General features: G+C 45.9%; 25 protein-coding genes and 1 pseudogene. 21 read left to right on the top strand and 5 right to left on the bottom strand.

Annotated features, from left to right (window positions below; all coding sequences use genetic code 11):
* Positions 1–20: 20 nt before the first annotated feature.
* From T458_RS30050 to T458_RS0128225, 3 genes are all read left to right on the top strand, one after another.
* Positions 21–560 (top strand): RNA polymerase sigma factor, encoded by a 540-nt coding sequence (locus T458_RS30050; protein ID WP_023554177.1) that lies wholly within the window; start codon positions 21–23, stop codon positions 558–560.
* Positions 544–2,076 (top strand): hypothetical protein, encoded by a 1,533-nt coding sequence (locus tag T458_RS30045; RefSeq protein ID WP_023554176.1) that lies wholly within the window; start codon positions 544–546, stop codon positions 2,074–2,076. Before T458_RS30050 ends, T458_RS30045 begins: the two co-directional genes overlap by 17 nt.
* A gap of 160 nt (positions 2,077–2,236) precedes the next feature.
* Entirely contained in the window at positions 2,237–2,437 is a 201-nt protein-coding gene (locus T458_RS0128225; RefSeq protein WP_427329493.1) for a glycine zipper domain-containing protein, read from the top strand.
* Between the two features lie 51 nt (positions 2,438–2,488).
* Here the strand turns inward: T458_RS0128225 and T458_RS30040 are convergent, their stop codons facing one another.
* A complete protein-coding gene (locus T458_RS30040) occupies positions 2,489–2,818 on the bottom strand; it encodes a DUF3147 family protein (protein ID WP_023554175.1) in 330 nt (109 codons plus the stop codon).
* Positions 2,819–3,032: 214 nt separating this feature from the next.
* Between T458_RS30040 and T458_RS30035 the strand changes: the two genes are divergently transcribed.
* The 5 genes from T458_RS30035 (at position 3,033) to T458_RS30015 (ending at position 7,708) form a co-directional block, all read left to right on the top strand.
* The gene (locus T458_RS30035) at positions 3,033–3,806 is read left to right on the top strand and encodes an alpha/beta fold hydrolase (protein WP_023554174.1); all 774 of its coding nucleotides are present in this window, start codon (positions 3,033–3,035) and stop codon (positions 3,804–3,806) included.
* 96 nt (positions 3,807–3,902) lie between these two features.
* Positions 3,903–4,826: a DoxX-like family protein gene (locus T458_RS30030; protein ID WP_023554173.1), complete on the top strand. Its 924-nt coding sequence runs from the start codon at positions 3,903–3,905 to the stop codon at positions 4,824–4,826.
* A gap of 35 nt (positions 4,827–4,861) precedes the next feature.
* Complete coding sequence (locus T458_RS30025; protein WP_023554172.1) at positions 4,862–5,542, top strand: DUF4166 domain-containing protein; 681 nt, start codon at positions 4,862–4,864, stop codon at positions 5,540–5,542.
* Between the two features lie 120 nt (positions 5,543–5,662).
* The gene (locus tag T458_RS30020) at positions 5,663–6,358 is read left to right on the top strand and encodes a response regulator transcription factor (protein WP_023554171.1); all 696 of its coding nucleotides are present in this window, start codon (positions 5,663–5,665) and stop codon (positions 6,356–6,358) included.
* A 3-nt stretch (positions 6,359–6,361) separates the two neighbouring features.
* The gene (locus T458_RS30015; protein ID WP_023554170.1) at positions 6,362–7,708 is read left to right on the top strand and encodes a sensor histidine kinase; all 1,347 of its coding nucleotides are present in this window, start codon (positions 6,362–6,364) and stop codon (positions 7,706–7,708) included.
* A gap of 39 nt (positions 7,709–7,747) precedes the next feature.
* On the opposite strand, the gene T458_RS30010 is transcribed toward T458_RS30015, so the two are convergent.
* Positions 7,748–9,337: a multicopper oxidase family protein gene (locus T458_RS30010; RefSeq protein ID WP_023554169.1), complete on the bottom strand. Its 1,590-nt coding sequence runs from the start codon at positions 9,335–9,337 to the stop codon at positions 7,748–7,750.
* Positions 9,338–9,478: 141 nt separating this feature from the next.
* Here T458_RS30010 and T458_RS30005 point away from each other — a divergent pair, with 141 nt between their 5' ends.
* From T458_RS30005 to T458_RS29995, 3 genes and pseudogenes are all read left to right on the top strand, one after another.
* Positions 9,479–9,829, top strand: a complete 351-nt coding sequence (locus T458_RS30005) for a metal-sensitive transcriptional regulator (protein WP_023554168.1) — start codon at positions 9,479–9,481, stop codon at positions 9,827–9,829.
* 155 nt (positions 9,830–9,984) lie between these two features.
* A pseudogene (locus T458_RS30000) lies at positions 9,985–12,416 on the top strand (heavy metal translocating P-type ATPase).
* A 50-nt stretch (positions 12,417–12,466) separates the two neighbouring features.
* Positions 12,467–13,126, top strand: coding sequence for an NAD(P)/FAD-dependent oxidoreductase (locus tag T458_RS29995; protein WP_023554167.1), 660 nt, complete (start codon positions 12,467–12,469; stop codon positions 13,124–13,126).
* A gap of 58 nt (positions 13,127–13,184) precedes the next feature.
* On the opposite strand, the gene T458_RS29990 is transcribed toward T458_RS29995, so the two are convergent.
* Positions 13,185–13,517 (bottom strand): hypothetical protein, encoded by a 333-nt coding sequence (locus T458_RS29990; RefSeq protein WP_031305281.1) that lies wholly within the window; start codon positions 13,515–13,517, stop codon positions 13,185–13,187.
* 14 nt (positions 13,518–13,531) lie between these two features.
* Here T458_RS29990 and T458_RS29985 point away from each other — a divergent pair, with 14 nt between their 5' ends.
* The 7 genes from T458_RS29985 (at position 13,532) to T458_RS29960 (ending at position 17,849) form a co-directional block, all read left to right on the top strand.
* Complete coding sequence (locus T458_RS29985) at positions 13,532–14,185, top strand: MerR family transcriptional regulator (RefSeq protein ID WP_023554165.1); 654 nt, start codon at positions 13,532–13,534, stop codon at positions 14,183–14,185.
* Between the two features lie 57 nt (positions 14,186–14,242).
* A complete protein-coding gene (locus T458_RS29980; RefSeq protein ID WP_023554164.1) occupies positions 14,243–14,662 on the top strand; it encodes a MerR family transcriptional regulator in 420 nt (139 codons plus the stop codon).
* Complete coding sequence (locus T458_RS0128215; protein WP_023554163.1) at positions 14,662–14,943, top strand: thioredoxin family protein; 282 nt, start codon at positions 14,662–14,664, stop codon at positions 14,941–14,943. Before T458_RS29980 ends, T458_RS0128215 begins: the two co-directional genes overlap by 1 nt.
* Positions 14,944–15,067: 124 nt before the next feature.
* On the top strand, positions 15,068–15,721 hold the full coding sequence (locus T458_RS29975) for a YczE/YyaS/YitT family protein (RefSeq protein ID WP_023554162.1): 654 nt from the start codon (positions 15,068–15,070) through the stop codon (positions 15,719–15,721).
* Between the two features lie 157 nt (positions 15,722–15,878).
* On the top strand, positions 15,879–16,532 hold the full coding sequence (locus T458_RS29970; RefSeq protein ID WP_023554161.1) for a pentapeptide repeat-containing protein: 654 nt from the start codon (positions 15,879–15,881) through the stop codon (positions 16,530–16,532).
* Positions 16,533–16,545: 13 nt separating this feature from the next.
* Entirely contained in the window at positions 16,546–17,061 is a 516-nt protein-coding gene (locus T458_RS29965; RefSeq protein ID WP_023554160.1) for a GrpB family protein, read from the top strand.
* Positions 17,062–17,249: 188 nt separating this feature from the next.
* Positions 17,250–17,849 carry a D-alanyl-D-alanine carboxypeptidase family protein gene (locus T458_RS29960; RefSeq protein ID WP_023554159.1) on the top strand — a complete coding sequence of 200 codons (600 nt, stop codon included), beginning with the start codon at positions 17,250–17,252 and terminating at the stop codon, positions 17,847–17,849.
* Between the two features lie 106 nt (positions 17,850–17,955).
* On the opposite strand, the gene T458_RS29955 is transcribed toward T458_RS29960, so the two are convergent.
* Positions 17,956–19,194 (bottom strand): IS110 family RNA-guided transposase, encoded by a 1,239-nt coding sequence (locus tag T458_RS29955; protein ID WP_031305278.1) that lies wholly within the window; start codon positions 19,192–19,194, stop codon positions 17,956–17,958.
* A 257-nt stretch (positions 19,195–19,451) separates the two neighbouring features.
* Here T458_RS29955 and T458_RS29950 point away from each other — a divergent pair, with 257 nt between their 5' ends.
* Complete coding sequence (locus T458_RS29950; protein WP_023554157.1) at positions 19,452–20,153, top strand: D-alanyl-D-alanine carboxypeptidase family protein; 702 nt, start codon at positions 19,452–19,454, stop codon at positions 20,151–20,153.
* 69 nt (positions 20,154–20,222) lie between these two features.
* On the opposite strand, the gene T458_RS29945 is transcribed toward T458_RS29950, so the two are convergent.
* Complete coding sequence (locus T458_RS29945; RefSeq protein ID WP_023554156.1) at positions 20,223–21,056, bottom strand: DUF92 domain-containing protein; 834 nt, start codon at positions 21,054–21,056, stop codon at positions 20,223–20,225.
* 165 nt (positions 21,057–21,221) lie between these two features.
* Between T458_RS29945 and T458_RS29940 the strand changes: the two genes are divergently transcribed.
* Together T458_RS29940 and istA are read left to right on the top strand one after the other, a co-directional pair.
* Entirely contained in the window at positions 21,222–21,953 is a 732-nt protein-coding gene (locus T458_RS29940; RefSeq protein WP_023554155.1) for a sugar phosphate isomerase/epimerase family protein, read from the top strand.
* Between the two features lie 131 nt (positions 21,954–22,084).
* Positions 22,085–23,635: an IS21 family transposase gene (istA, locus tag T458_RS29935; protein ID WP_144083832.1), complete on the top strand. Its 1,551-nt coding sequence runs from the start codon at positions 22,085–22,087 to the stop codon at positions 23,633–23,635.
* Position 23,636: the final 1 nt, after the last annotated feature.

The following is a 23,636-nucleotide window of genomic DNA, read 5'->3' as shown; positions in this document are numbered from 1 at the left end:
TGGAACGGGGAGGGAGTCTGTTGTCAGATGATCTGGCAAAGCAGATCAGCGAAATCTACGAAGCGTATTACAATGACATCTACTATTTTCTGGTGTATTTCACTAATAAACAAGAGGACGCTGAAGATCTTACGCAGGAAGTGTTCTCGCGGCTTTTGAAGGCTTTGCCGCAGTATGATGGCCGCGTGGCGATGAAAACATGGTTGTTTTCGATTGCCAAATACGTGGCGATTGATCATTACCGCAAGATGAGGTGGCAGCGGCTGTTTTCGGACAATTGGCTGATACGCATGATGACCAAAGAAGGTCTTCCAGAGCCGGAGCTGGAGATGAAGGAAGAGCTGCGCCTCATCAAAGAGGCGCTCCAGAAACTAAAACCGCAGCTTAGGATCGTCGTGATTCTCCGCTACATCGAGGAGTACAGTGTCAAGGAAACAGCCGAAATTCTCTCTGTTCCAGAGACGAAAGTGAGAGTGGATTGTCACAGGGGGTTACAATCTTTAAGAAAAATGCTGGCGCAATCGATAGAAGGGGGGATTATCAATGGGATTGCCAGATGAAGAAGAACAACTGATCAGCAAGCTTCGGCAGATCAAACAAGAGACCAAGCCGCCCCGTCCCGAATGGAAGCAGATTGGCAAGGAACGGCTTATTCGCCAGGCGGGAACGGTTCAGCGAAGAAGGCGGGTTTCTCAAGTTTCCGCCTGCGTGGGGACGATAGGCGCAGCTGCGTTGATAGGAATTTGGCTTAGCTCTGGCCATGTTGCCGAGCAAACAACCATAGGGGAGCCGCAGGCATCCTTGCCCGCTGCCTTTGATCAAGAACCTGTAAAGAGTCAGCAGATTCCCTCTGTTGCTTCAACGGAGCAACCAGTGAATTCACAAGAGGCCCCGGCAGGCAACGATCCGGCAAAGAAGAATGTGTCGACAGATCAAGACGAACCAGTCGCAAAAGTGGATTCTACGCCGCAGACAACAACAAGCATGGAACGAAGCATGACTCCTATCGAAGAACGGGCCCTGCGCTTTTTGCAAGAAAAGCTGGGTGAAGAAAGCAAACAATATCAGATCGATCCCGGGCATTCCAGAGAAACGGATGGTTACATCGCGTTCCGCAAGCTGGTTCATGGCATTCCGCTTCAGCTGCACAGTGCAGCGGTTGAAGTGAATCCGCACACCGGCAAGATGAGTCTCTTGCTTTATCCAATTGAGGAAAGCGGCTTGGGAATCACAGCGACGTCTGAGCAGTCTTCAGTGATCGACAAGACGAAAGCGGCACAGGAGCTGGCTTCCGGACTGCGGCTTGTATATGCAGGCAAGGATCGTCCCGTTCTTCAGTACATGTCCGACCCACAACTGGTTATTGATGCGAAGACAGGCAAACCCCTCGATAACAGTCAGGGAGAGAAGCGAATAGTACCTCTCAAGACTGAGGGGAAAAGGCTGATCATTACAGATACGGACAAAGCCGAAGAAGTCATGAAGAAGGAGTTTGGCATCCCGGTGACAGGAAAGGCTTTTATGACGATTGACGAGAAGGCTATATCATTTATCTGGCAAATGAGCGACAAGCGAGAAGTCAGACTGAAAACCGCTGACGATGGTTCCTTTGTCGGCTATGAACTGGATGGGTCCTTCGAGCAAGGTGGTATTCCGCTGGCGTCGCTCCAACAAGCCCAGGATGCTGCACTGGTCCGGGTGGCGAAGTACCTCCCGTCAGATGTAGCAGAAGTACTGGTAGAAAAAGCATTGCAGGAGCGCGGACAGGCTTCCTTTACATTTATTCCCTTGTATCAGGGCGTACCTGTAGTGGATTATCCGTATCTGGTTACGGTGGAGATGGGCAGCGGCATTGTAACAGCCATCCAGGGAGATTTTTCGAGGAGTTCGCTTGTGTTGCCTTCCCATGACAAAGCAATATCACTGGATGCAGCGAAACAACAGTTCTTGAAAAAAGCCCCATTGGAGCTGGTTTACCTCAATAGCCACAGCAATCCTGTACTGGTTTATCAAGTCAGGCTGGATGCTCGAAAACCATGGGCGATTGATGCTCTCACGGGCCACACAACAGAATAGAATCACGTCCATCTTGCGTATTTCTGTCTGCAGTCGGGCAGAATAAATATCGGGACTGCGCTTGCAAACCCTAGTACAAGACCAGGGAGTGAGATGGATGGCTGATAACAACAACAACAAGAACAATCGCATGAACGAAAATGATCGCCAGGATACCAACATGCTGGAGGGCATCGACGCCAGTGAGGCTGTAGGAACTGTGGGCGGTGCAGGTGTAGGTGCTGCCGTCGGTTCCCTGTTCGGGCCGCTTGGAACTGTTGCAGGTGCGGTCGTTGGCGGTGCGGTGGGCAATAAGATGGGCGAGGGTGTCGACGGGAACGAAGACATCGCAAACAGAAACGAACAGAATGAACAACGCTAGAAAAAAAGAATCCGGTTCCTCCTGTTACTGGGGGAACCGGATTTTAACATTTTATCCTGCAATCTGTTTGTAGATCCAAAAATACAGAAAAAGAATGACAATGGCGAATAGGATCGCATACAGCGGTTTCACCCAAGCAGTCAAGAAGTAACAGGATGCAATAAAGAGAACCAGCCCGAGAGCACCAAGTATCCCGCTTTTTTGGGCCAAGTGAAATTCCTGATCATTCATGTATTTGATCTGAAGCGTCATATTGAGCAGCGTGATGATCGGAAGCGTTGTAATGATACCAGAAAGAAAAATGTTTTTGGACTTGCTAAGGTAGGTTGCCAACACGACGAGCGAACCACCCAAAATGAACTTAATAACATAGTCGAGCATGGAATGAAAAGCCTCCCAGATGAATACGAGAAATGTTGTTAATCAACTTGTCCATTATAATCCTGTTGATTGAAAAAATGTAGTCATTTGTTTACTTTCATGAAACTGGAATGAGGTCCCGAGATATTTGAAGAAAGTGGCATGCTAAAAATGCTTGTTCAGTTCCATAATGGTAATACCCTAGTGATCCTACATATACTCTGGGAGGCAGAGGATGCCAATCATAAACGTGAATGGAGCTTCACTTCATTACATAGAAAAAGGGACAGGTACCGCACTGATCTGCATTCATCCCCCCGTGTTATCCAGAAAAAATTTTAGCTGTCAATTGGAGCATCTGTCCCGTTTCTTCCGTGTAATCGCCTTTGATATCCGCGGACACGGGCAGAGTAAAGCATCCAAAACGCCTGTAACCTATCCATTGATCGCGGACGACATCAAAGCTCTCATGGATCGATTGGATATTCATATGGCATTCTTTTGCGGTTATTCGACTGGTGGATCGATTGTGCTGGAATGCTTGTTATCCCACCCCGATCGCTCACTCGGAGGAATCGTCATTGGCGGCATGCCAGAAGTGAACACAAAGCGTGTAAAACGCCTGATCGCAACCGGAGTGTTCCTCGCGAAGATAAAGGCAATCAACACCATCGCATTGGGTGTTTCTTGGTCGAATTCAATCAATATGAAGCAGTTCCGGGAGTTATATAGAGATGCGAAAAAGTGTGACGCTAAGAACGCAGAAGAGTATTACCGGTATAGTTTAACGTATAACTGTACGAAGCAATTGGGAGAAATCAATCCCCCCGTGCTGCTTCTATATGGCGAAAAGGACAAGCCATTTCATCCTTACGCTCATCTGTTGCAGCAACGCTTGCCCCAAAATGAACTGTATATGATACCAGGCGTGGATCACAGGGTGCCGACCAAGGCATATGAGGAGTGCAATGCCCGGATTGAGACATTTATCAAGAAGCATGTTACCTAGACATGGTATAATAAGGAAGTCAGAACAATAGGGTAACCGCCGTTGCCAAGCCAGGGGAGACTCTGGCTTGTTTCGGAAAGATGCAGGGGGATCAACTTGGCAAAAAGCAAACCGATCTACGTAGAGAGTACAATCCAGACAACACTGGAATCCTTGTGGACATACACACAAACCCCGGAGCTTCATGAGCAGTGGGATCTTCGTTTCACCAAAATTTCGTATCTTCCGAAGAAAACAGAAGATGAACCCCAACGATTCCTCTACCAAACGAATATCGGGTTTGGCTTCTCCATATCCGGAGAAGGGGAAAGTGTTGGTACGACCGAGAAAGATGAGACGAAGACGTCCGTCCTGAAGTTTTCGTCGGGCAATCCCATCTCATTGATTCGGGAAGGCGCTGGGTTCTGGAGATACGTCCCTTGTGAAGAAGGAATTCGTTTTTTTACCCGCTATGATTATCAGACCAGATTTGGAGCGATGGGCAGGTGGCTGGATCGGCTGCTGTTTCGGCCGTTGATGGGCTGGGCGACGGCATGGAGTTTTGACGCCTTGCGTCTGTGGCTGGAGAAAGGCATTCATCCCAATATCTCTTTGCGGCGCTCGCTAACGGAGTTGATATGTCGGATCATTCCGGCTTTTATCTGGATCTATCAAGGGCTGTTTCCCAAACTGCTTTATCCGCATACGGGAGAACTGCAGCTCCTGCAGGCCACGCATTTATTCCCAGGCTATGAACAACTGGCCTTGCTATTTGTTGGAGTGGGAGAGATCTGCTTCGGGCTGCTCTTCGCTTTTGCAGGAAAAAGCTGGAGAAAACCCCTTTACCTCTGGAATATCATCTTGCTTGTTGCGCTTGGAGTAGGAGCATTAGCAGAACCAACCGTTATGGTCGAGCCGTTTAACCCGGTTACGTTAAATCTGGGCATGATGGCGCTATCGGTATGCGGCATGCTCAGTCTTCCGGATCTGCCCAATGCGTCAGCCTGCTTGCGAAATCCTGAAAAAGAAGAACGCTACTGAACCATCTGATTTCACCGTGAGGAGATGAAAGAATCTTGAGTTCCATTTATCAAAGATTGCTGGGGCCAGACTTCGCGAAGCTTCACCCCAAGATACAAGAACGATTCGGATTTTCCAGCAAAGATCAGCGAGCCTCCATTGGTCGCGGAATCATGGAAAAAGTGTGGTACGGGAAAGCATACACGCTCCCTTTTCTCTATATTGGGACGTGGAGAAACATTATGTTTCCGCAGCAAGGGGCAGATGTCCCGTTTACTATCGAAAATTATGCTTATCTCGACAGCTTTGGCCGCGAAACCGTAACCTGGGTACGAAAATACCAATTCCCCAATCGTACGCGCCGCTTCGATGCCACCATGATCTACAGTGAGGAAAAGCAAAAAATCATTGATTACCTCGGCACTCATCAGCATTTGGCCGTGGAGATCGAGATGTCCGTAGGTGAAAATGGGGGAATGCATCTGCGATCCGGCAATCAGTATTTTTACGAGGGATGGGTTGGCTTCCAATTCCCGATGCTGTTCTCTGGCTATGCAGATGTCCAGGAATGGTACGACGAAAAAAGCGATAAGTATCGGATCGACGTGAAGGTTACGAATCCGACTTTTGGAGATCTGTTCGGCTATTCAGGAGCGTTTGACGTGGAATATCTGCAAGTGGAGCCTGAGCAGATACCCAAAGATGTGAAACCGGTTCGGGAAGAAAGAAGGGAATGAGTAGGAAAGCACTCGGTATTTGGGAGTGCTTCTTTCTTTTCCGTAAATGGGAATAATCTTGACGCATGATACGTAAGGGGGGTATATTTGGCTTGAAATCCGGACTGGGAGGTGTTCCAGATGTCCACGATCCTTATAGCAGATGATGAATCGCAAATCCTAGAAATCTTGTCTTCCTATTTACGAAAGGAAGGATACCACGTAATGACCGCCGAGGATGGCAGACTGACACTAGAGTATGTAACTGCCTATCCCATTGATCTTATTATCCTTGATCTGATGCTGCCAGATATGACGGGTGAAGACGTGTGCAGGGAAATACGCAAAAAATCACGCGTCCCGATCATTATGCTGACGGCGAAAAGTGGGGAAGCCGACAGAATCATCGGTTTGGAGATTGGGGCGGACGACTATCTGGTTAAACCATTTAGCCCGCGTGAGCTCGTCGCGAGGGTTCGGGCAATATTAAGAAGAGCAGGAGATTACCAAGTTTTGAGTGATCGCATTCAATTTGGCAATTTAAAGGTATCATTACGGGAGAGAAGTGTTGCCAAGAAGGAACAAGCTGTAGAATTAACAACCAATGAGTTTCGCTTACTTACCACCTTGCTCCGTTATCCAGGCCGGACATGGACACGTGAAGAGTTGGTCGAGGAGGTTCTGGGAATCGACTATATGGGAAGCGACAGAACGATCGACACGCATATCAAGAACCTTCGTCAAAAAATTGAAGAAGACCCAAAACAACCAGAGTACATTAAGACCGTATACGGATTGGGTTACCGCTTTGAAAATCCCGCCAAGGATAGGGGTTAACACATGAAAAGGATTTGGATGAAGCTGGCTTTGGCTTTCATGGCTGTTGGCGCCGGCGGGATTCTAATCGCCACGGTCCTTTCCATTCAGGAAATGGATTATCATTTTTCCCTGTATCTAAGCGATGTCAATCAACAGCATGAGCAGGATCTGCGAAGTATCCTGCAAGACGAGTATCAACAGGGAACAGGATGGGATGATCATACCCTTTTAAAACTTGAGACAGCATCCCAAGTCCTGACGATACAAATTGTTTTGCTTGACCAGAATGGGAAGCTTATTCGCACATTTGGCAATACGACTGGTCTCGAAATTATAAATAGCGATGACATGATGCCGATACTGGTTCAAGGAAATACCGTAGGGTATGTGGGAATCAGGTATGACAATGAGAGTGCTGTACCTTTGGAAGATCATTTCCGGATGGCCCATACGAATGCATTGCAATGGACGATGCTTGCTTTGCTTTTGCTTGTCTGCTTTGCCAGTATCTTTATAGCGAGACGCATTGCCAGACCGATCACGGATATGAGTAACGCAGCGCAGGCGGTGGCAAAAGGGGATCTTTCCGTAAGGGTGGCTGTCCCAGAAGAAAAGGACGAACTGTCCATTCTGGTCGAAGCGTTTAATAATCTAGTGCAAAACCTTCAACAGCAGGAGGAATTGCGAAAACGTCTAACGTCAGATATCGCCCATGAGCTGCGAACGCCATTGAATACATTGCTGGCCCAGACAGAGGGCATGTTGGACGGCATTTGGGAAGCAACACCCGAACATTTGGAAGCAACCCGCTCCGAGGTATTGCGTCTGACCCGGATTGTGAGTGACTTGGATCAGGTCATTCAGGTGGAAGCCGGAGCCCGGCACATCTCCGAGGAAGTCATAAATCTACACGATGTCGTGGAAAGCGTAGTGGAATCAATGACAGCAGCGTTTCAGCTACACGGTATTCAACTTACAAGCCATCTGAATACAGCTGCCTGGATGTTGGGAGATTCGCAACGCTTGGCTCAAGTCGTAGCCAACCTGTTCACGAATTCTTTAAAACATACGCCCCAGGGTGGAGAGGTAATGGTCAAGGTTGAAAAAAAGGAACAAACTATTGAAATTAAAGTAGTTGATAATGGTACGGGAATCCCTCTTGGAGATTTGCCTTTTGTTTTTGAACGGTTTTATCGTGGAGATCGTTCACGTAAAAGGGAAAAAGGGGGAGCAGGCCTTGGCTTGACGATCGTGAAGGGGATTGTGGAGGCACACCAGGGCAAGATCACCATATCAAGTGAAGAAGGAAAGGGAACCATTGTATCGATTACGTTTCCTGCGATAGAGAACATGATCAACGATGGATAAAAGACAAGGCAGAACGATTGTTCTGCCTTTTTTTCGGTTTTATTCCGGCATGTTATTTACAGTTGGATCGATGGTAAAGTCGGGTTTGAATCCATCGTATTTTACTTCTGACATCATCCCTTTTGCGGCATGCCCCAGATCATGACAGTGGAACATCCAGTTTCCGGGATTATCTGCTTTGAAGGCGACGACATATTCTTCCCCGGGTAAGATGTTTAAAGTATCTTTTACTAGAGGAGACCCCGATATTGGTTGGCCATCCTTGCTAAGAACCTGGAAGAAGTGGCCGTGCAGGTGCATAGGGTGAATGTCTTCAGGCGAACGATTTACCATTTTTACTTTCACCAAGTCTCCTTCTCTTACATCAAGAGGAGGGGTATCTGGATACGTTTTCCCATTAATGGTAAAGGTCATGTCTCCATGACTCATATCGGTATTGAGATCCATCGAATACGTAACGTCGTATTGATCATCAAGTGAGAAGGTTCCCTTTGCCGCTTCGCCGTATTTGGTGATATCAACGACAGGCAAGTCCATGGACTCCGATTTCACAGAAGCATGTTCTTCGCCTTCGTAGACAATGGGAATTGCCAGAGATTTCGCACCTGGATTCGTACTGTGCTCATCGAGGAGCCATTTGCCTGGATGATTTGCGACAAATTCCACATCGTACCGTTCTCCTGGCGCGATATTCAACAGTTGGTCTTGGGTTTCAGGCGGGTTATGAATCGGTTGGCCGTCCGTTGAGACTATTGTAAAACTATGACCGGGCAAGTGCATTTTGTGGGAGAGATATCCTGCATTTATCAGCCGAATTCTCACTTTCTCTCCCTTTTTAACGATCAGGGGTTGAATGGCAGAGCCCGTCTTGCCGTTCGCAGAGAAGATGGTGTACATCAACGGCATCATTTCGGCATCGCTCATACCGCTCATATCCATATTTGCATGTTCAGAGGAATCTTTACTCTGGCTATGCGCTGAGTGGCTGCTACCAGCACTGTGCATTTCGGCCATGCTGTCGTCCTCCATCCATTCATCCAGCACAAGAGTAAAGTCTTTATCTACCGGTTCAGCATCCTTCGGCTCGACAACGATGGAACCATACAAGCCTTTATCGACCTGATTGACTCCATTTTGGTGGGAATGGTACCAGTACGTACCAGGTACATCTACCTTAAATTCGTAGGTGAAACTTTCTTTTGGCTTCACAGCATTTTGTGTTATTCCTGGAATGCCGTCCATGTTGTTGGGAACGGGCAAACCATGCCAGTGAATGGTAACTGGCTCGGGCAGCTCATTATTCAAAACAACCTTTATCGTTTCACCTTGCTTAACACGCAATTGCGGTCCAGGGACCGTTCCGTTATACGTCCAGGCCGTTTTCATCGTGTTGTCATCGAGCATCAGCATACTTTCCTTAGCGGTCAGGGTGAATGTATTCCCTGTCAGCACTTCAAATGGTGGATCGAGTGAGGCAGACATTTGTTTGAGGTTCTCATGTTCTGCTGTACTCGCGGAATCCATCTTCGACATGTCATGACCAGGCATCTTCGTTTGATTACTATTGGAACAAGCAGCCAGCACAAGCGTAGCCGTAAGTATTGCGGGAAGTGGGATCCACTTTTTCATTCTCATCCTCCTTTACGAAATCTAGGTGAAGGGTAACATACGAATGTGAAGAAAAAATGGAGATCGAACAGAAGGAGCCGCTTGACTAATATAGGGTATGGGGGTATAGTATGATTATCTCGCGAAGGAGGGAAAAACAAAATGAGCACAACAATAGACCATATAGAAAAAAACCTTCAGGAAGATACCACTTGTTGCTCGCATGACCAATCCGAAAGAAAAAGCCATCATTCCGATCAAGTAAAAAGCAATTTAATCAGCCGTTTAAATCGAATCGAAGGCCAGGTTAGAGGCGTAAAAGGAATGATTGAAAAGGACACCTACTGTGATGATGTACTGAATCAAATCGCGTCTATCCAGTCAGCTTTAAACGGAGTAGGTAAGCTGCTGCTTGAACATCACATGAAAAGCTGTGTAATCGAACGGATTCAGGAGGGGGATACAGAAGTACTAAAAGAGCTCATGACCACCATGAATAAATTGATGAAGTAAAATGAAATGGGCAGCCGCAAGCTGCTATTATTTCGCCCTTTAATATAGGGTACAGGGGTATAGTAAAAAGTTGTTGATTTCACATACCTTATGTGGGTATATTGTGATTACCAAAAAATGAATCGCCACGATGAAAATGAGGAGGGGTAGGGAGTATGGAAGCATTACAGGCTAAGGGAAATAAGCAAGTCAACCTGCAGATTACTGGCATGACTTGTGCAGCATGTGCCATTCGGATTGAAAAAGGCTTGAACAAAGTGGATGGCGTAGCAAGCGCCAATGTCAATTTTGCCATGGAGAAAGCAAGTGTGGAGTATGACCCGGAGAAGGTTGATGTAAATCGTCTAGAGGAAAGCATTCACAAACTTGGTTACGGAACAGTCAAAGAAACGGTTGACCTCCAATTGGAAGGGATGACTTGCGCAGCATGTGCATTGAGAATTGAAAAGGGCTTAAATAAGCTGCCAGGTGTAAAGCAAGCCACTGTAAACTTTGCTTTGGAGACAGCCCACGTCGAGTATTCGCCAGGTGAAGTATCGATTCATGATTTGCAAAAGAAAGTGAATCAGCTTGGATACAAAGCCAGCTTGAAAACAGAAAAGGAAGCGAACCAGGATCACCGTGGCAAAGAAATTCAGAATCAGAAACGCAAATTGCTTTTCTCGGCCATTCTCTCATTGCCGCTTTTGTGGAGCATGGTAGGTCACTTTTCCTTCACTTCCTGGATCTATTCGCCAGAAATTTTTATGAACCCATGGTTTCAGCTTCTTCTGGCTACACCAGTCCAATTTTACGTGGGCAGACAGTTTTATGTCGGGGCCTATAAAGCATTGCGAAATGGCAGTGCAAACATGGACGTCTTGATTGCCCTGGGTACGTCTGCAGCCTATTTTTACAGCGTTTATCAGACAATCATTTGGTCTTCAGGCAATGGAGGAGCTCACCATGTTCCGGCTCTCTATTTCGAGACCAGTGCGGTCCTGATCACCCTCGTGATTTTGGGTAAATTGTTTGAATCTCTTGCTAAAGGAAGATCCTCGGAAGCCATTAAGTCCTTGATGGGACTGCGAGCCAAGACAGCAATCGTAGTCCGTGAAGGCCAGGAGATCTCGATTCCGGTGGATGAAGTTATCGTTGGCGATCTGGTTCTTGTTCGACCAGGCGATAAAGTGCCTGTTGACGGTGAGGTATTGGAAGGAGTATCGACTGTTGACGAATCCATGCTGACAGGCGAGAGCATCCCCGTCGAGAAAAAAGCGGGCGATGCTGTGATAGGAGCCACCGTTAACAAAAACGGGGTGCTTCGAATCAAAGCAACCAAAGTGGGAAAGGAAACTGCTCTTGCCCAGATCATCAAAGTTGTGGAAGAAGCACAAGGTTCCAAAGCACCGATCCAACGGATTGCTGACGTGATTTCAGGAATTTTCGTTCCGATCGTTGTCGGTATCGCGATTGTCGCATTCCTTGCTTGGTACTTCTATATTACCCCGGGCAATTTTTCAGGAGCTCTGGAAATCGCAATCGCCATCCTGGTCATCGCTTGCCCTTGCGCTCTTGGCCTTGCAACTCCTACCTCTATTATGGCAGGATCAGGACGTTCTGCCGAATTGGGAATCCTTTTTAAGGGCGGAGAGCATTTGGAACAGACGCATAAAATCGATACGATCGTTCTGGATAAGACAGGGACTGTCACAAAAGGAAAGCCGGAGCTGACGGATGTCATCACCGATGGAGATGAGACGGAGTTCCTTACACTTGTGGGGACAGCCGAGAAAAATTCGGAACATCCCCTTGCTGAAGCGATCGTGGCTGGAATTCAAGAGAAAGGACTCTCTTTATCCGGAACAGAAGCGTTTGAGGCTATTCCCGGATTTGGAATTAAAGCAGTTGTGGAAGGTAAAGAGGTACTCATTGGCACAAGACGCTTACTGGAAAGATTTGAAGTAGATGCGAAGAACGCTTACGATACGATGGCCAAACTTGAAAATCCGGAAAAACAGCTATGCTTGTCGCGATAAATAAACAGTACGCGGGTATGGTAGCTGTGGCGGATACAATTAAAGAAACCTCCAAAACGGCTGTCGCTCGTCTAAAAGATATGGGCATCCAAGTCATTATGATTACGGGGGACAACACAAGAACGGCAAATGCAATTGCTGCTGAAGTCGGTATTGATCAGGTACTTGCTGAAGTCCTTCCAGAAGGAAAGGCTGAAGAAGTGAAGAAACTGCAGGCACAAGGCAAAAAGGTTGCGATGGTTGGAGATGGCATCAATGACGCGCCAGCTCTTGCAACAGCAGATATTGGCATGGCCATTGGGACGGGTACGGACGTCGCGATGGAAGCGGCAGATGTAACACTCATGCGTGGAGACCTGTCCAGTATTCCGGATGCAATCTATATGAGCAGAAAAACCATGAGCAATATTAAACAAAATTTGTTCTGGGCTCTCGCTTATAACTCGCTCGGGATTCCTATTGCAGCACTCGGTCTGTTGGCACCGTGGGTGGCGGGCGCAGCTATGGCGTTAAGCTCCGTGTCTGTCGTACTGAATGCCCTTCGCTTGCAACGTGTCAAAGTTCGATAAGCGACACATGATTGTGCCAAAAGAACTGTAATGTGAGAGGAGAAAACATAATGGGAGAAAAAACGAAAATTGCCGTTGCCCCGGCGATCCAAGTGGGAGGAAGTCTTTTTACACCGGGGCAGCTGGCAGTAATGGGGACTATTGTTGGGCCTGACGCCAAAATCGAGATGACACCATTCAAGCAGATCTACGTAGAGATTCCTCTTGAAAGCCGCGATGCTATCGTTGACGAGCTCCAACGTTCTGGTTTGGAGGTGTATCCGGCTGGTTTTGTCACGAAGAGTCTGATTGCATGCAATTTTTGCAGAGGTGCTGAAGAGGCCGGGCTGGATATCGCGAAGGAGTTAAACAAAGCCATCGCAGGGATTGAAACCCCCACCCCGATCAAAGTAGGCTATGCAGGCTGTGCTTTAGGAACGAGCGAGCCGCTGTTGAAGGATATCGGTGTTGTGAAAATGCGAGACAGCTACGACATTTATGTGGGTGGAGATGCTAAGGGATTAAAGGCTAGCCTTGCGAATCTTCTTGTATCCGAATTGAACGAAACACAATTAATTCCTGCGATCACTACGCTGATTGACTTTTATAAGGTGAACGCAAAAGGCAAAGAAAAGTTCAGCAAATTTGTCAATCGCATTACGTTGGACCAGTTGAGAAGCGTAGTGGAGCAAGGGGATGGCGGCAATGTCAGCATCAATTACATTTGTTAACGGTAGGAAGGCTGTCGAGAAAATCGACAGCCATTTTGTTTTACATAATGTTATAGGGCTATGCCATATCTCCTGATAGTAAGCGCTTCTTAAACCATGGCTTTATCAACGGCAAAACCACAGTCGGCTGCATTGCTTTCGTATGGTCCATGTCACTTCCAGCAAGGATTTCAATATCCCAGCCTAGGTCATTCAGATTTTTTCTATTCTTCGTTACTAACCCGACAATATCAACGGCAAAATTTCCGAAATTTTCACCGTAAACGATGGTGTCTTTTTCTCCTGCAAAGGCTAGTTTGGGAATATGAAGCTTGTGTTGATTCCTGCGATCATCAAAAGTAGTGAGGCTCTGGTACAAGGAAACAAATTGTTTCGTTACAACGGGATTCATTGTAACGGTCACGTTTGCGGAGATATGAAGATCAAGATTTAATTCCGGATGTACCCAGATCAGCTAGTAACCGCAGATGCTACACATCCATCCACTTGCAAGCCTTCGTTACAATTCGTGCGTTATTGCGAGGATATGATATTCCGGTTGTGCATGAGGTAATGAGGAAGATGAAGAAGCTGGATATCGAAAATGCGCTCTGGATGATTAATCAGCAGCAGCATCATACTCAAATCGAAAAACAGAGGGTAGAAGAAATCTTGCGTATGCTGCGAAATGCCGATCTTCCGAAATACAGAAATATGAACGTAACCGATTCCATGACAATTGGAGAAGTTGCACAAATTGCTGGTGTCAAAACATCGGCTATTCGACATTGGGAACAAGAGGGGCTAATCCAATCGAGGAGAAACAAAGAGAATGGGTACAGAGTGTTTACACGTACAGAGCTAAGAAAAATTATTTTGATTAGCAGCTTAAGGAAGACCGTGTACTATATCGAGAATATGAAACAACTTTTGAATGATTTGGAAACTCAGCACTATAAACAAGTGGAACGATCTTTTCAGCTTGCCTTGCAAAACTTGAATAGTCAATTAAGGAAGCAGTTTCTTGGGAGAGCAGAGCTCATGAAATATGTAGGCTTTTATAAAGTATATTCCGATTAAACCCCTTGACTCCGTATCTACGTACAGGGTTGATAATACCAGGTAAGGAGGAAAAACATGAATGGGTTAACCATTAGTCAAGCGGCCAAAGAAGCTGGTGTTCATATCGAAACCATACGATATTACGAAAGGAGAGGACTTTTACCCAGCCCACCGAGGACAAATTCCGGATATAGAATGTTATCAGTAGAAACTGTACACGACATTCGGTTTATTAAACGAGCGCAGGATCTCGGATTTACCCTTGAAGAAATCAAGATGCTGTTATCCATTTACAAAGCAGAGGACTACTTTCCTATTGCGGAAATGCACCAATTTGCGACTGAAAAAATCAGCCAAATCGAGGAAAAAATCGAGCAGCTGAACAAATTTAAATCCATTTTGGAACTCGTGGCACAGAGGCCCTTTTCTGGCCGCACACCTTCTAAAAACGATTGTCCGATCATTCAAAACTTATCCAACGGAGGGAAGGAATAATGGCAAAAATAGAAGTGTTTGTAGCGGGAACTTATCTGTGCGAGGATATCGTCAAGCAAGTGAATCAGTTTGCTTGCTCCAAATGCGATGTTGTGATTTACGATCTACATCAATGCAGCGCGACCTCGGAAATGAAGGACATAGCAAAACAATATGGGGTCCAGTCTGTTCCGTGTGTGGTGTTGAATGGTAAAGTGATTGACGTCGAAAAAGTGAAGAAAGAGAAAATGCATGAGCACCCAGCTCTTGGGAGAGAGAGGATGGACTTGAACCGTATTTGAGTCGTGACAAATCCTGTGAATTGATTAATAATCAAAGCTACCGAATCAAAATATCGATTTTCCCCTTATCTGACCTGAAAAGGGAAATCAAATAGGGGGCGAACCCTCCATAGGGGGATCAATCATGGGTAGGAAGTTCTTGTTTCATCCGCTTGCAGTTCGATACAGTGTTTTTATGCTTGGATTGGCCGTCATGGGTTATGGGATCGCCATGATGATTGAGGCCAATGTAGGCGTTGCTCCGTGGGATACGCTGCATATCGGATTGCAAAAGACGTTTGGTTTAACCATCGGTATGTGGTCACAAATCATGGGCTTCAGCATCATTATCGCGTCCTATGTCATTGGCAAAATAAAGCCTACCGTCGGAATGTTTTTAAATATGATTTTTTTCGGTCTGTTTATCGACTTGTTCATGTGGTTGAAATGGGTTCCCATCGGGGATACACTCTTAGAACGAGTCGTCTTGTTTGCTGCCGGTCTGCTGATTTATACATTCGGTACAGGCATGTATATCTCGCCACGAATAGGGGCTGGACCACGCGACAGCTTCATGCTGGCCTTACATGAACGAATGGGCTGGGGCATCGGCAAAGTAAGAGTTGGGATTGAATGCACGGTTACGCTATTGGGATTTTTGCTAGGAGGTCCGGTATCGGCAGGGACCCTGGTGACGGCTCTGGCAATCGGCCCGTTAATCAAGCAGTTTATCCCGTTGTGGGAAAAAATGATGGCAAAACCGTACGGAAAAACATCCGAGATGACTCTTATTGACTAGCTTCTGGGAAACCACCACGTGAACCATTACGGCGTGGTGGTATTTTGTTTCAGTCGCCATCGGGAAATAAACCGATCCCGAAATGAAGATCGAATCAAGGATAAAAATGGTAGAATCAAAGGTGTTGGCATACTCAATCACGAGGAGGTACATTCGGTTGAAAAAGAAAAATAGGGAGATTCAAAAGCCAGATCTTCCCCAAAGCTTGGAGCCTCTCTCGATAAAAGAGATTGCTGATCATTCTTCCTTCGAGTTGGGGAGGATGGAAACAACAGTTGGCCCCATTCATGCGAAACACGTTCGATTTCGTGAAATTCATGTAAGAAACGTCGTGTTTGAGAAAACTCATTTGCCGTTTTCTTCTTGGATAGATGTTGTTTTTGAAAAATGTGATCTTTCCAATGCTGATTTCAGTGGTGCTAAATTGAACCGCGTGGAATTTATAGATTGTAAAATGAGAGGTGCCAATTTTGATCATGTTGTGATGCGGGATGTTTCATGGGTGAACTGTCAGGCACCCTATTCTCGGTTTAGTCTCACAGAGCTGAAAGATGTACGATTTGAAAATTGTTTCTTATCCGGTTCCAATTTTCTCGATTCATCTGTGGACAATCTTCAACTAGGTACGACGACAATCGATGATGTCCAGTTCTCCGGCACCTCTTTAAAAAATGTAGATCTTAGTGAGTGTCAATATACTTATATACATCTCCGTGAAGACGATTTGCGAGGCGCTATTGTGTCTCCTGAGCAAGCTATTTCTTTGATTGAAGTTTTTGGGGTGAAAGTGAATCACCATCCTATTTCCTGAGGAGGTCTATGAGATGAATGTTGTGGTAACAGAATACCGTGATGAATGGACACAACAATTTAGCGAGGAATCTCAAAAAATGAAGGAGATCTTTGGTGATGAGGTAATTGACATTTATCACATCGGCAGCACTTCTGTTCCCGGGTTAAAAGCAAAACCTATCATTGACATCATGCCCGTCGTAAAAGATATCAAAAAAATTGATTCGTATAACGAACAAATGCAGGGCCTTGGTTACGAATGTATGGGGGAGTTTGGTATAAAAGGAAGAAGATATTTCCGGAAAGGAGCAGAGCATCGCACGCATCAAGTGCATGTGTTTCAAGAAGATAACAAAGACGATATTACTCGCCATCTGGCGGTCAGGGATTACCTCAGAACGCACCCCGATGAGGCCAGAGCATATGGAGATTTAAAAGAAAGTCTCGCCAAACGTTTCCCGAGGGACTTCGAAGCATATAAGGATGGCAAAGATATGTTCGTCAAAGAGCTAGAAAGAAAAGCGTTGCACTGGTACAAGATGATGTAAAAAGAGGGCAAATGACCCTCGACCTCTTACCTCTCTATGTAAACGGGTGGGTTCTCAAAGGCAGGTACTCGACAATAAGCAGTCAGATTCCATAACCCTTTGCCTTTCCAATTGGGAGAGATAAAGGGTATTATTTATATTTCGGGCCGTTTATTGGCCGGACATGTTTGTTAAGAGGAGAGATTATTTTGAAACCATGTAGTAAACCCTTCCTATTCGTAATGATTATGCTTTCTCTTTTTGCTGCTCCCGTATCAGCTTTAGAAGAAACAGGCATATACACGGCATCAACGACAGAATCTGCCGCCGGAAAAACGAATGCAGAAGCAGTCAAACTCAATCTATCCCTCAGGTCAGCCGTTCTGGTGGAACCTGTAACGGGTCAAGTCCTGTTATCCATAAACGCAGAGAAAGCTTACGCTCCAGCAAGTATGACGAAAATGATGACGGCATACATTGTCGCGGAATCAGTTAAAAAAGGAGATTTTTCATGGAATGACGTTGTAACAGTCAAAGAAAATGCATCGAAAACCATCGGTTCACGTGTTTACATTGCGCAGGGGGAGACCCACACTGTCAAAGAATTATTTACGGCAATGCTCGTACATTCCGCTAATGACGCGGCTGTAGCTCTTGCGGAATACGCAGCTGGTTCTGAGCAGCAATTCGTTACAAGGATGAACCAGGAAGCCAAACGTATGGGAATGATCCATACTTCCTACATCAATGCGACGGGACTTGACCGCATAGATATGCCGAAGAACTTTCGCCCTGAGGAAACCAGCTAATATTTTGTCAAGAGTATCCTTATTATTTTCTTTGAAGTTGTGCTATATTGTTGAAAAGCATGCAAAATAACCTCTCTAAAGGGAGAGGTTATGGAAATTCATTCCATTACGCTGACTGAAAGTCAGCCTTATAAGGTTCGCTTCTCGTTAAAATGCAGTATATCCAGCGGATTAGCTTATTCACACAAGCAATCACAACCTGTTTGTGGGGCTTTCCTTCCCCCTTTTTCACGTCATAATACTCACGTAATCGCTGATTTACTGAGCTTTGTAAGAGACACCCCTTTCGTCTTCTTACTCCGCATTGTACAGCTTGGTACAGCGCTCTTCGCAAGCGTTTGGAACCCCGTTTGGTAATTCGGTTTGTGCTTGCTGTGAACTTTCCGGAGGATGTGACACTTGGGTCAACCCCAGCGAATGCGACCAATTTCTTTGCGTGGTCAAACCGTTCGATTTCCCCAATTTCGGCCAGGATTGTGGCAGCAATCTTGTTTCCCACGCCGGGAATCGAACGGAGTAGATCATATTCTTTTTTTTCTTCAGCCAGGGCATCTATTTGTTTTTCAAGCTTGGATAGATGCTCCTGGTATTGAAGTAGCAACGTGATGAACATACGTAAACTAAGCACATAACTCTCATGGACCCCTTCTTGAAAGGGGCTTTTTTCTGCCGCTGCCATCATATCTATTGCCTTTTCCTTTGCCCACTTCGGTGACCGTCCACGAACAAGCTTTGTGTTCATACACTCCGCTAGCTTGTCCACTCCTGCCGTTTTTACCGCCCCTGGTGTTGAATACATTTCCAACACTCCCAATGATACCGTTGAATACAAATCCCCAAACACACCTTCATACGTGGGAAAGACCTGGTCTAGGACAGCCCGAAATTGCAATTTTGTCTGAACATACATATCCGTCATTGCCTCATGTTGTCTCGTGAGATGACGTAAATGAAGCCAGTGCGTTTCCTGCTTTTGGTACGGTTCAAACTCCTCTTTGTAATAAAGTTCTCCTAAATGAACCGCGTCCAATTTATCGGTCTTCACTTTTCTTAGGTGCGTTTTCTTAGCCCGCTGGGCTAATAAGGGATTAAGGATATACAGGTCATAATTTTTCTCCTCTGCCCACTCTACAATGGGAAGGTGGTAGTGACCTGTAGCCTCAAGAATAATTGCTGGACGACAACCGCTGTCCTTTTCTACTTCCTTTAGCCTTCCATGAAGCCATTCCAAATCTGTTATGGTATGCGAAAAACGAAATCCTTTTCCGTATAATTTGTTCCGATCCAGAAAGATCTGTGCTTGGCTTTCTCCTTTTGCCACATCGATTCCTACAACTGGATTCACGTTCTTCCTTCCCCTCACTTCTTTTACCGGCAGCCCCTTTAGCACTTGTATGCCATAGCTTCGCATGTGATACGGGATCTTGTCCCAACCAGCCCAAACATAGTTGTACAAGTAGGGGGTGAACAGTTTCCTCCACGGGTTTTTCCCAAAAAGGGGATCGTTCTACCCGGCTACCAATAGAGTAAAGCCATTTCCATGAAAAATGGCCAGCCAGTTTTTTCTGGCTGACCTCATAATACGAAAAAGGGGAGAATCTGATGTCTGCAATGGACGTTGCGACACTGGTTAGATCTATCATCCAGGATCATCCTGAAATTCTGGAGGTTACTAGCATTCTGTCTTTTCAATTACGTGCATCAGACAAGGAGCCCCTTCTCAACACAAATTGGATGCTGGCATCTAATCAGAACAATAACAAATATAAACAGTACGCATATGAAGGTCTTGACGGGTTGAAGACAGGATTTACCGACAGCGCGGGTTATTGCTTTGCAGGTACTGCCGAGCGTGATGGGATGCGTCTGATCAGTGTCGTGATGGGAACAGAATCGATGACGAAACGATTTACAGAGACGAAAAAAGTCTTGGATTATGGCTTCCAGCACTTTGAAGTAAAACAAGTGGTAGCAGAAAACAGTCCAGCAAAAAACGTTTCGGTCAAAGAGGGAGTAAAAACAGAGGTTCCTGTGGTCACTGAACAAGCCGTTCATTTTGTTGTTCCAAAAGGGATCGATCCTTCACAGCTTCCCATGAAGACCCATATTGAGGTAGATGCGCTCACCGCTCCCTTTCAAGCAGGGATAAAGGCCGGTACCATTACATACACGTACCAAATCGAGGGGATGGATCAGGTCCAAGAGAAAACGGTGAACCTGGTCGCTGTGGAACAGATGGAAAAGGGAGGATGGTTTCGCCTGATGTTCCGTTCAATATTGGAATTTTTTACTGACCTATTTTGAGTTCGAAAGACGTAATAACGGAAAGACTTGCATCGTTCGCGGTACAAAGTCTTTCCGTTTTGTTTTCTGCTAGGCTAGGACTAATGCCAGCGCCACCAGGGCGGCTAATGCGCCGCCAACCAGCGATCCGGCGACATTGACGGCATCGTTGTTCCAGCCGGCACGGCCACGGATCCTTATGGCTGGCTTGCCGCAGTGGTGGGCCTGTTCGATTTCACGACTACAAGAACGACAGCGATACATTTGCTGCCATGTCGCACCGATCCACGAATCGGCCAGCGATCCTATGATACCTGCCAGACTGGCTATTCCGATCCAGGCCGCCGGTCTAAGTGCCGCCGTGACCGCATCCGGAGCAGATTGGCCGGACATCGCAAGCAGCATCCACGCTGCGGCACCAATAAAAAGACCGCCAGCTAGTGAAGCGCCCATGCCAAGGACAGAAACGCCTCCAGACGTGCCCGGGGGGACGCGTTGCCCCGTCTTGATTGATCTCGGAGCTGTCCGACTTAAACAGCCGATTTCTGTAGCCCACGTATCCGCTGTTACAGCCGCCATAACACCGAGGAAGGCGTACCACCAAAGCGGATGCGGAATTGCCCAATATGCCACACATAACAGCAGTCCAAGCACTCCGTTTGCGAGTACCTGTCCTGCATCGCGCCTCCCGGATTTCTCATAACCGCTTTCAGCATCTTGTTTTCTATGCTTTTTCCATTTGGACAATAAGGTCGACGAAACAAAAAAAGCAATAAGGGAGCCGAACCAGATCACACTTCCGAGCGCGTACATCACCGCGCCAAGCAAGATCGCTGCTATGAAGCCGGATCCAGACAGCGACCGTTTTGCATAAGCTGTCCCTGCGATTAAAGTGCTGCAGGCAAATCCTATTAACCACTCCACTGATTTTCCGCCCCCTTTGCTTGAACCATTATACCCCATCCTAGGAGACTACGTGCTTTGATAGGAGGTAATCGTGGAAATAAGCGATGCTTGAGCGCATGAACTAACAGGCTGTATGTAGATATGGTAAAATTAGGGTATGGATAGCAACTGGGGGGAGTCACATTGAACAAACATAGATTTGGTGTATCTGGAAGTACCATTTTAACGAGTCCCGAACAATTTGGCGAATTATTTTGGGATGATATTGACGTCATTGAAATTGGAGAGTTTCCGAATGAATCGGCTTTCCGTGCTTTCTTAGATCTTTGTAAAGAAAAACAAATGCCTTTTGGCGTTCATTCTCCGTTACTACGCAATGGAAGTAAATACGACCTGATTGAAAAGGTTTCTTTTGAACCTATTGCGGCTCGAAAGAACTTGGAGAGGGAGGCTGCATTACTGTCTCGTTTAGGGGCGGAATATATTTTGGTACATTTTCCCTATTTTAAGGGTGAAACAACGGAGAATGTAAACGAGAAGATTGAAAATGGACTGAAAGATTTGTCCAGAATTCAAAAAGAATACGGCATACCTATTGTTTGTGAGCCTAAATTAGGCATGGGACGTTCTGCTAAAGGCATACAGTACCTTGATTCTTTTCCAATAAAGAAATGGGAAAAATATAACCTAAAACTATGTATAGACATCGGTGACTATCTAATTGCAACAGGAGATGAAATCGTAACCTATCTAGAGAAGTGGAAGGATCATATCAAAGTTGTTCATTTGCATAATGTTGCGTATGAAGGCGATAGATATATTTGGATTCCTGTACATCCGAGCCATGAGGATAAAGGGAAGCAGTATAAGATCGCACATATCCTGAGTTTCTTATCAAAATGCAAAGAGATGTAACTGCTAAACTAAATTCAACAGTATCCGCCAAATAGAAATGAACACTTTTTTCTTTCACTTGGTAACCCAGTTAAGCTATGATTACTTGTTCAACATAGCTTGGCTGGGGGATGGGAAAGGTGGAAAAATTACTGTTGTATCTTCAGGTTCATCAATTAAAAGAGCAAGGATTTAAGGTGGCAGCCATCGCAAGGAAATTGGATCTGTCGAGGAACACGGTCTATAAATATCTAGATATGACTTTTGAGGAGGCATCAGATTGGGTCAATTCCCTTGGTAACAGAAGCAAAAAGTTGAATCCCTACCGGGATAGGATTCTCAGTTGGTTACATGAACATCCAGATCTGTCTTCTTCTCAGGTCGAGGACTGGTTAAAGGAGAAATATCCTTCCATTAAGATTGGAGGAAGCACAGTTCGATCCTATGTTAGTGAGCTAAGGGAAATATACCATATTCCGAAAATTGTACATATTCGTGATCACGAAGCAGTGGACGAGTTGCCAATGGGCCAACAGGCTCAAGTGGATTGGGGAGAAGTCACGGTTAAAAATATGGAAAAAAAGGACGTGAGATTATACTTCATCACTTTTGTTCTCTCCCACTCCCGTTTCAAGTATGTAGAGTGGCAAAGCAGACCCTTTACCACAAGGGATGCAATCAGATGCCATGAAAACGCATTCGTATTTTTCGGAGGAATGCCAGAGGAATTGGTTTATGACCAAGATCACCTGATCACCGTAAGTGAAAATGCAGGAGACATTATCCTGACGAGTGAATTTCAGTCTTATAAGCAAGAACGTGGATTTCGCCTTTATTTATGCCGCAAGGCAGATCCGCAAAGTAAGGGCAAGATAGAAAACGTAGTGAAATTCGTGAAAAGAAACTTTGCCAAACACAGGGTTTTCTCCAATATCGATGCATGGAACGAACGGTCTCTGGCCTGGCTATCACGGACAGGCAATTACAATGTGCACCATACAACAAAAAAGAGACCGGTTGAAGTGCACGCCCTCGAAAAGCAACACTTGAAGCCAGTCTCTCCCCTGCTCTCTTTCGAGAGCAACCGTGGATCCAGTATAACAAGAACTGTCCATAAGGACAATGTGATTAAATATAAATCCAATCGGTACTCCCTTCCTTTAGGGACATACCGTCCAAGGGGAGAGAATCAAGTATTTATCGAGATTCATGAAGAGGAACTGATTGTCAGAGCAACTCCGCAAGGAGAAGTTCTTGCACGACATCGGCTTTGCCACGGAAAAGGAGAGCTTATAAAAAGTAGACAGCACTCACGTGATCGATCTAAAGGGATTCATGCTTATAAGGAGACCATTATCCGCCAATTTCACGATCAAGAAAAAGCAATGCTGTTTATTCATGAGATAAGCGTTCGGTATCCGAGGTATGTACGTGATCATTTGCAAATCGTTCAATATGCCATCACCCATTTCCAACCTGATATTGAGGAAGCCTTGGATGTATGTGTAAAAGACCATTTATGGAGTGCAAATGACCTCCGGGATGTTGCACAGCACCTTTCCCGACTAAAAGATACCAAGCCCTCCTCAGAACCTCGTTTCGATCAAGCAATACCAAGCAACTTCCGCAACCTCTCCGCATTACAAGCCACTTCACCAACGAGGGAAATGGATAAATATTTAAAAATACTAGGGGGCATTTGAC

Origin of the sequence: Brevibacillus panacihumi W25 (genome assembly GCF_000503775.1) — a bacterium.
In the GTDB taxonomy this organism is placed as follows: Bacteria; Bacillota; Bacilli; order Brevibacillales; family Brevibacillaceae; genus Brevibacillus; species Brevibacillus panacihumi_A.
Note: the sequence above shows the minus strand (reverse complement) of the source record. Positions and strands in the feature narration are given on the sequence as shown.

What these genes read in the sequence shown, in the direction of transcription:
- T458_RS30035 (WP_023554174.1), top strand. Translation starts at nt 3,033, where the DNA reads ATGCCAATCATAAACGTGAATGGAGCTTCACTTCATTACATAGAAAAA.
- T458_RS30010 (WP_023554169.1), bottom strand. Translation starts at nt 9,337, where the DNA reads ATGAAAAAGTGGATCCCACTTCCCGCAATACTTACGGCTACGCTTGTG.
- T458_RS0128215 (WP_023554163.1), top strand. Translation starts at nt 14,662, where the DNA reads ATGGCAAAAATAGAAGTGTTTGTAGCGGGAACTTATCTGTGCGAGGAT.
- T458_RS29990 (WP_031305281.1), bottom strand. Translation starts at nt 13,517, where the DNA reads ATGAATCCCGTTGTAACGAAACAATTTGTTTCCTTGTACCAGAGCCTC.
- T458_RS30045 (WP_023554176.1), top strand. Translation starts at nt 544, where the DNA reads ATGGGATTGCCAGATGAAGAAGAACAACTGATCAGCAAGCTTCGGCAG.
- T458_RS29980 (WP_023554164.1), top strand. Translation starts at nt 14,243, where the DNA reads ATGAATGGGTTAACCATTAGTCAAGCGGCCAAAGAAGCTGGTGTTCAT.
- T458_RS30015 (WP_023554170.1), top strand. Translation starts at nt 6,362, where the DNA reads ATGAAAAGGATTTGGATGAAGCTGGCTTTGGCTTTCATGGCTGTTGGC.
- T458_RS29995 (WP_023554167.1), top strand. Translation starts at nt 12,467, where the DNA reads ATGGGAGAAAAAACGAAAATTGCCGTTGCCCCGGCGATCCAAGTGGGA.
- T458_RS30040 (WP_023554175.1), bottom strand. Translation starts at nt 2,818, where the DNA reads ATGCTCGACTATGTTATTAAGTTCATTTTGGGTGGTTCGCTCGTCGTG.
- T458_RS29965 (WP_023554160.1), top strand. Translation starts at nt 16,546, where the DNA reads ATGAATGTTGTGGTAACAGAATACCGTGATGAATGGACACAACAATTT.
- T458_RS29975 (WP_023554162.1), top strand. Translation starts at nt 15,068, where the DNA reads ATGGGTAGGAAGTTCTTGTTTCATCCGCTTGCAGTTCGATACAGTGTT.
- T458_RS29950 (WP_023554157.1), top strand. Translation starts at nt 19,452, where the DNA reads ATGTCTGCAATGGACGTTGCGACACTGGTTAGATCTATCATCCAGGAT.
- T458_RS30005 (WP_023554168.1), top strand. Translation starts at nt 9,479, where the DNA reads ATGAGCACAACAATAGACCATATAGAAAAAAACCTTCAGGAAGATACC.
- T458_RS30020 (WP_023554171.1), top strand. Translation starts at nt 5,663, where the DNA reads ATGTCCACGATCCTTATAGCAGATGATGAATCGCAAATCCTAGAAATC.
- T458_RS0128225 (WP_427329493.1), top strand. Translation starts at nt 2,237, where the DNA reads ATGCTGGAGGGCATCGACGCCAGTGAGGCTGTAGGAACTGTGGGCGGT.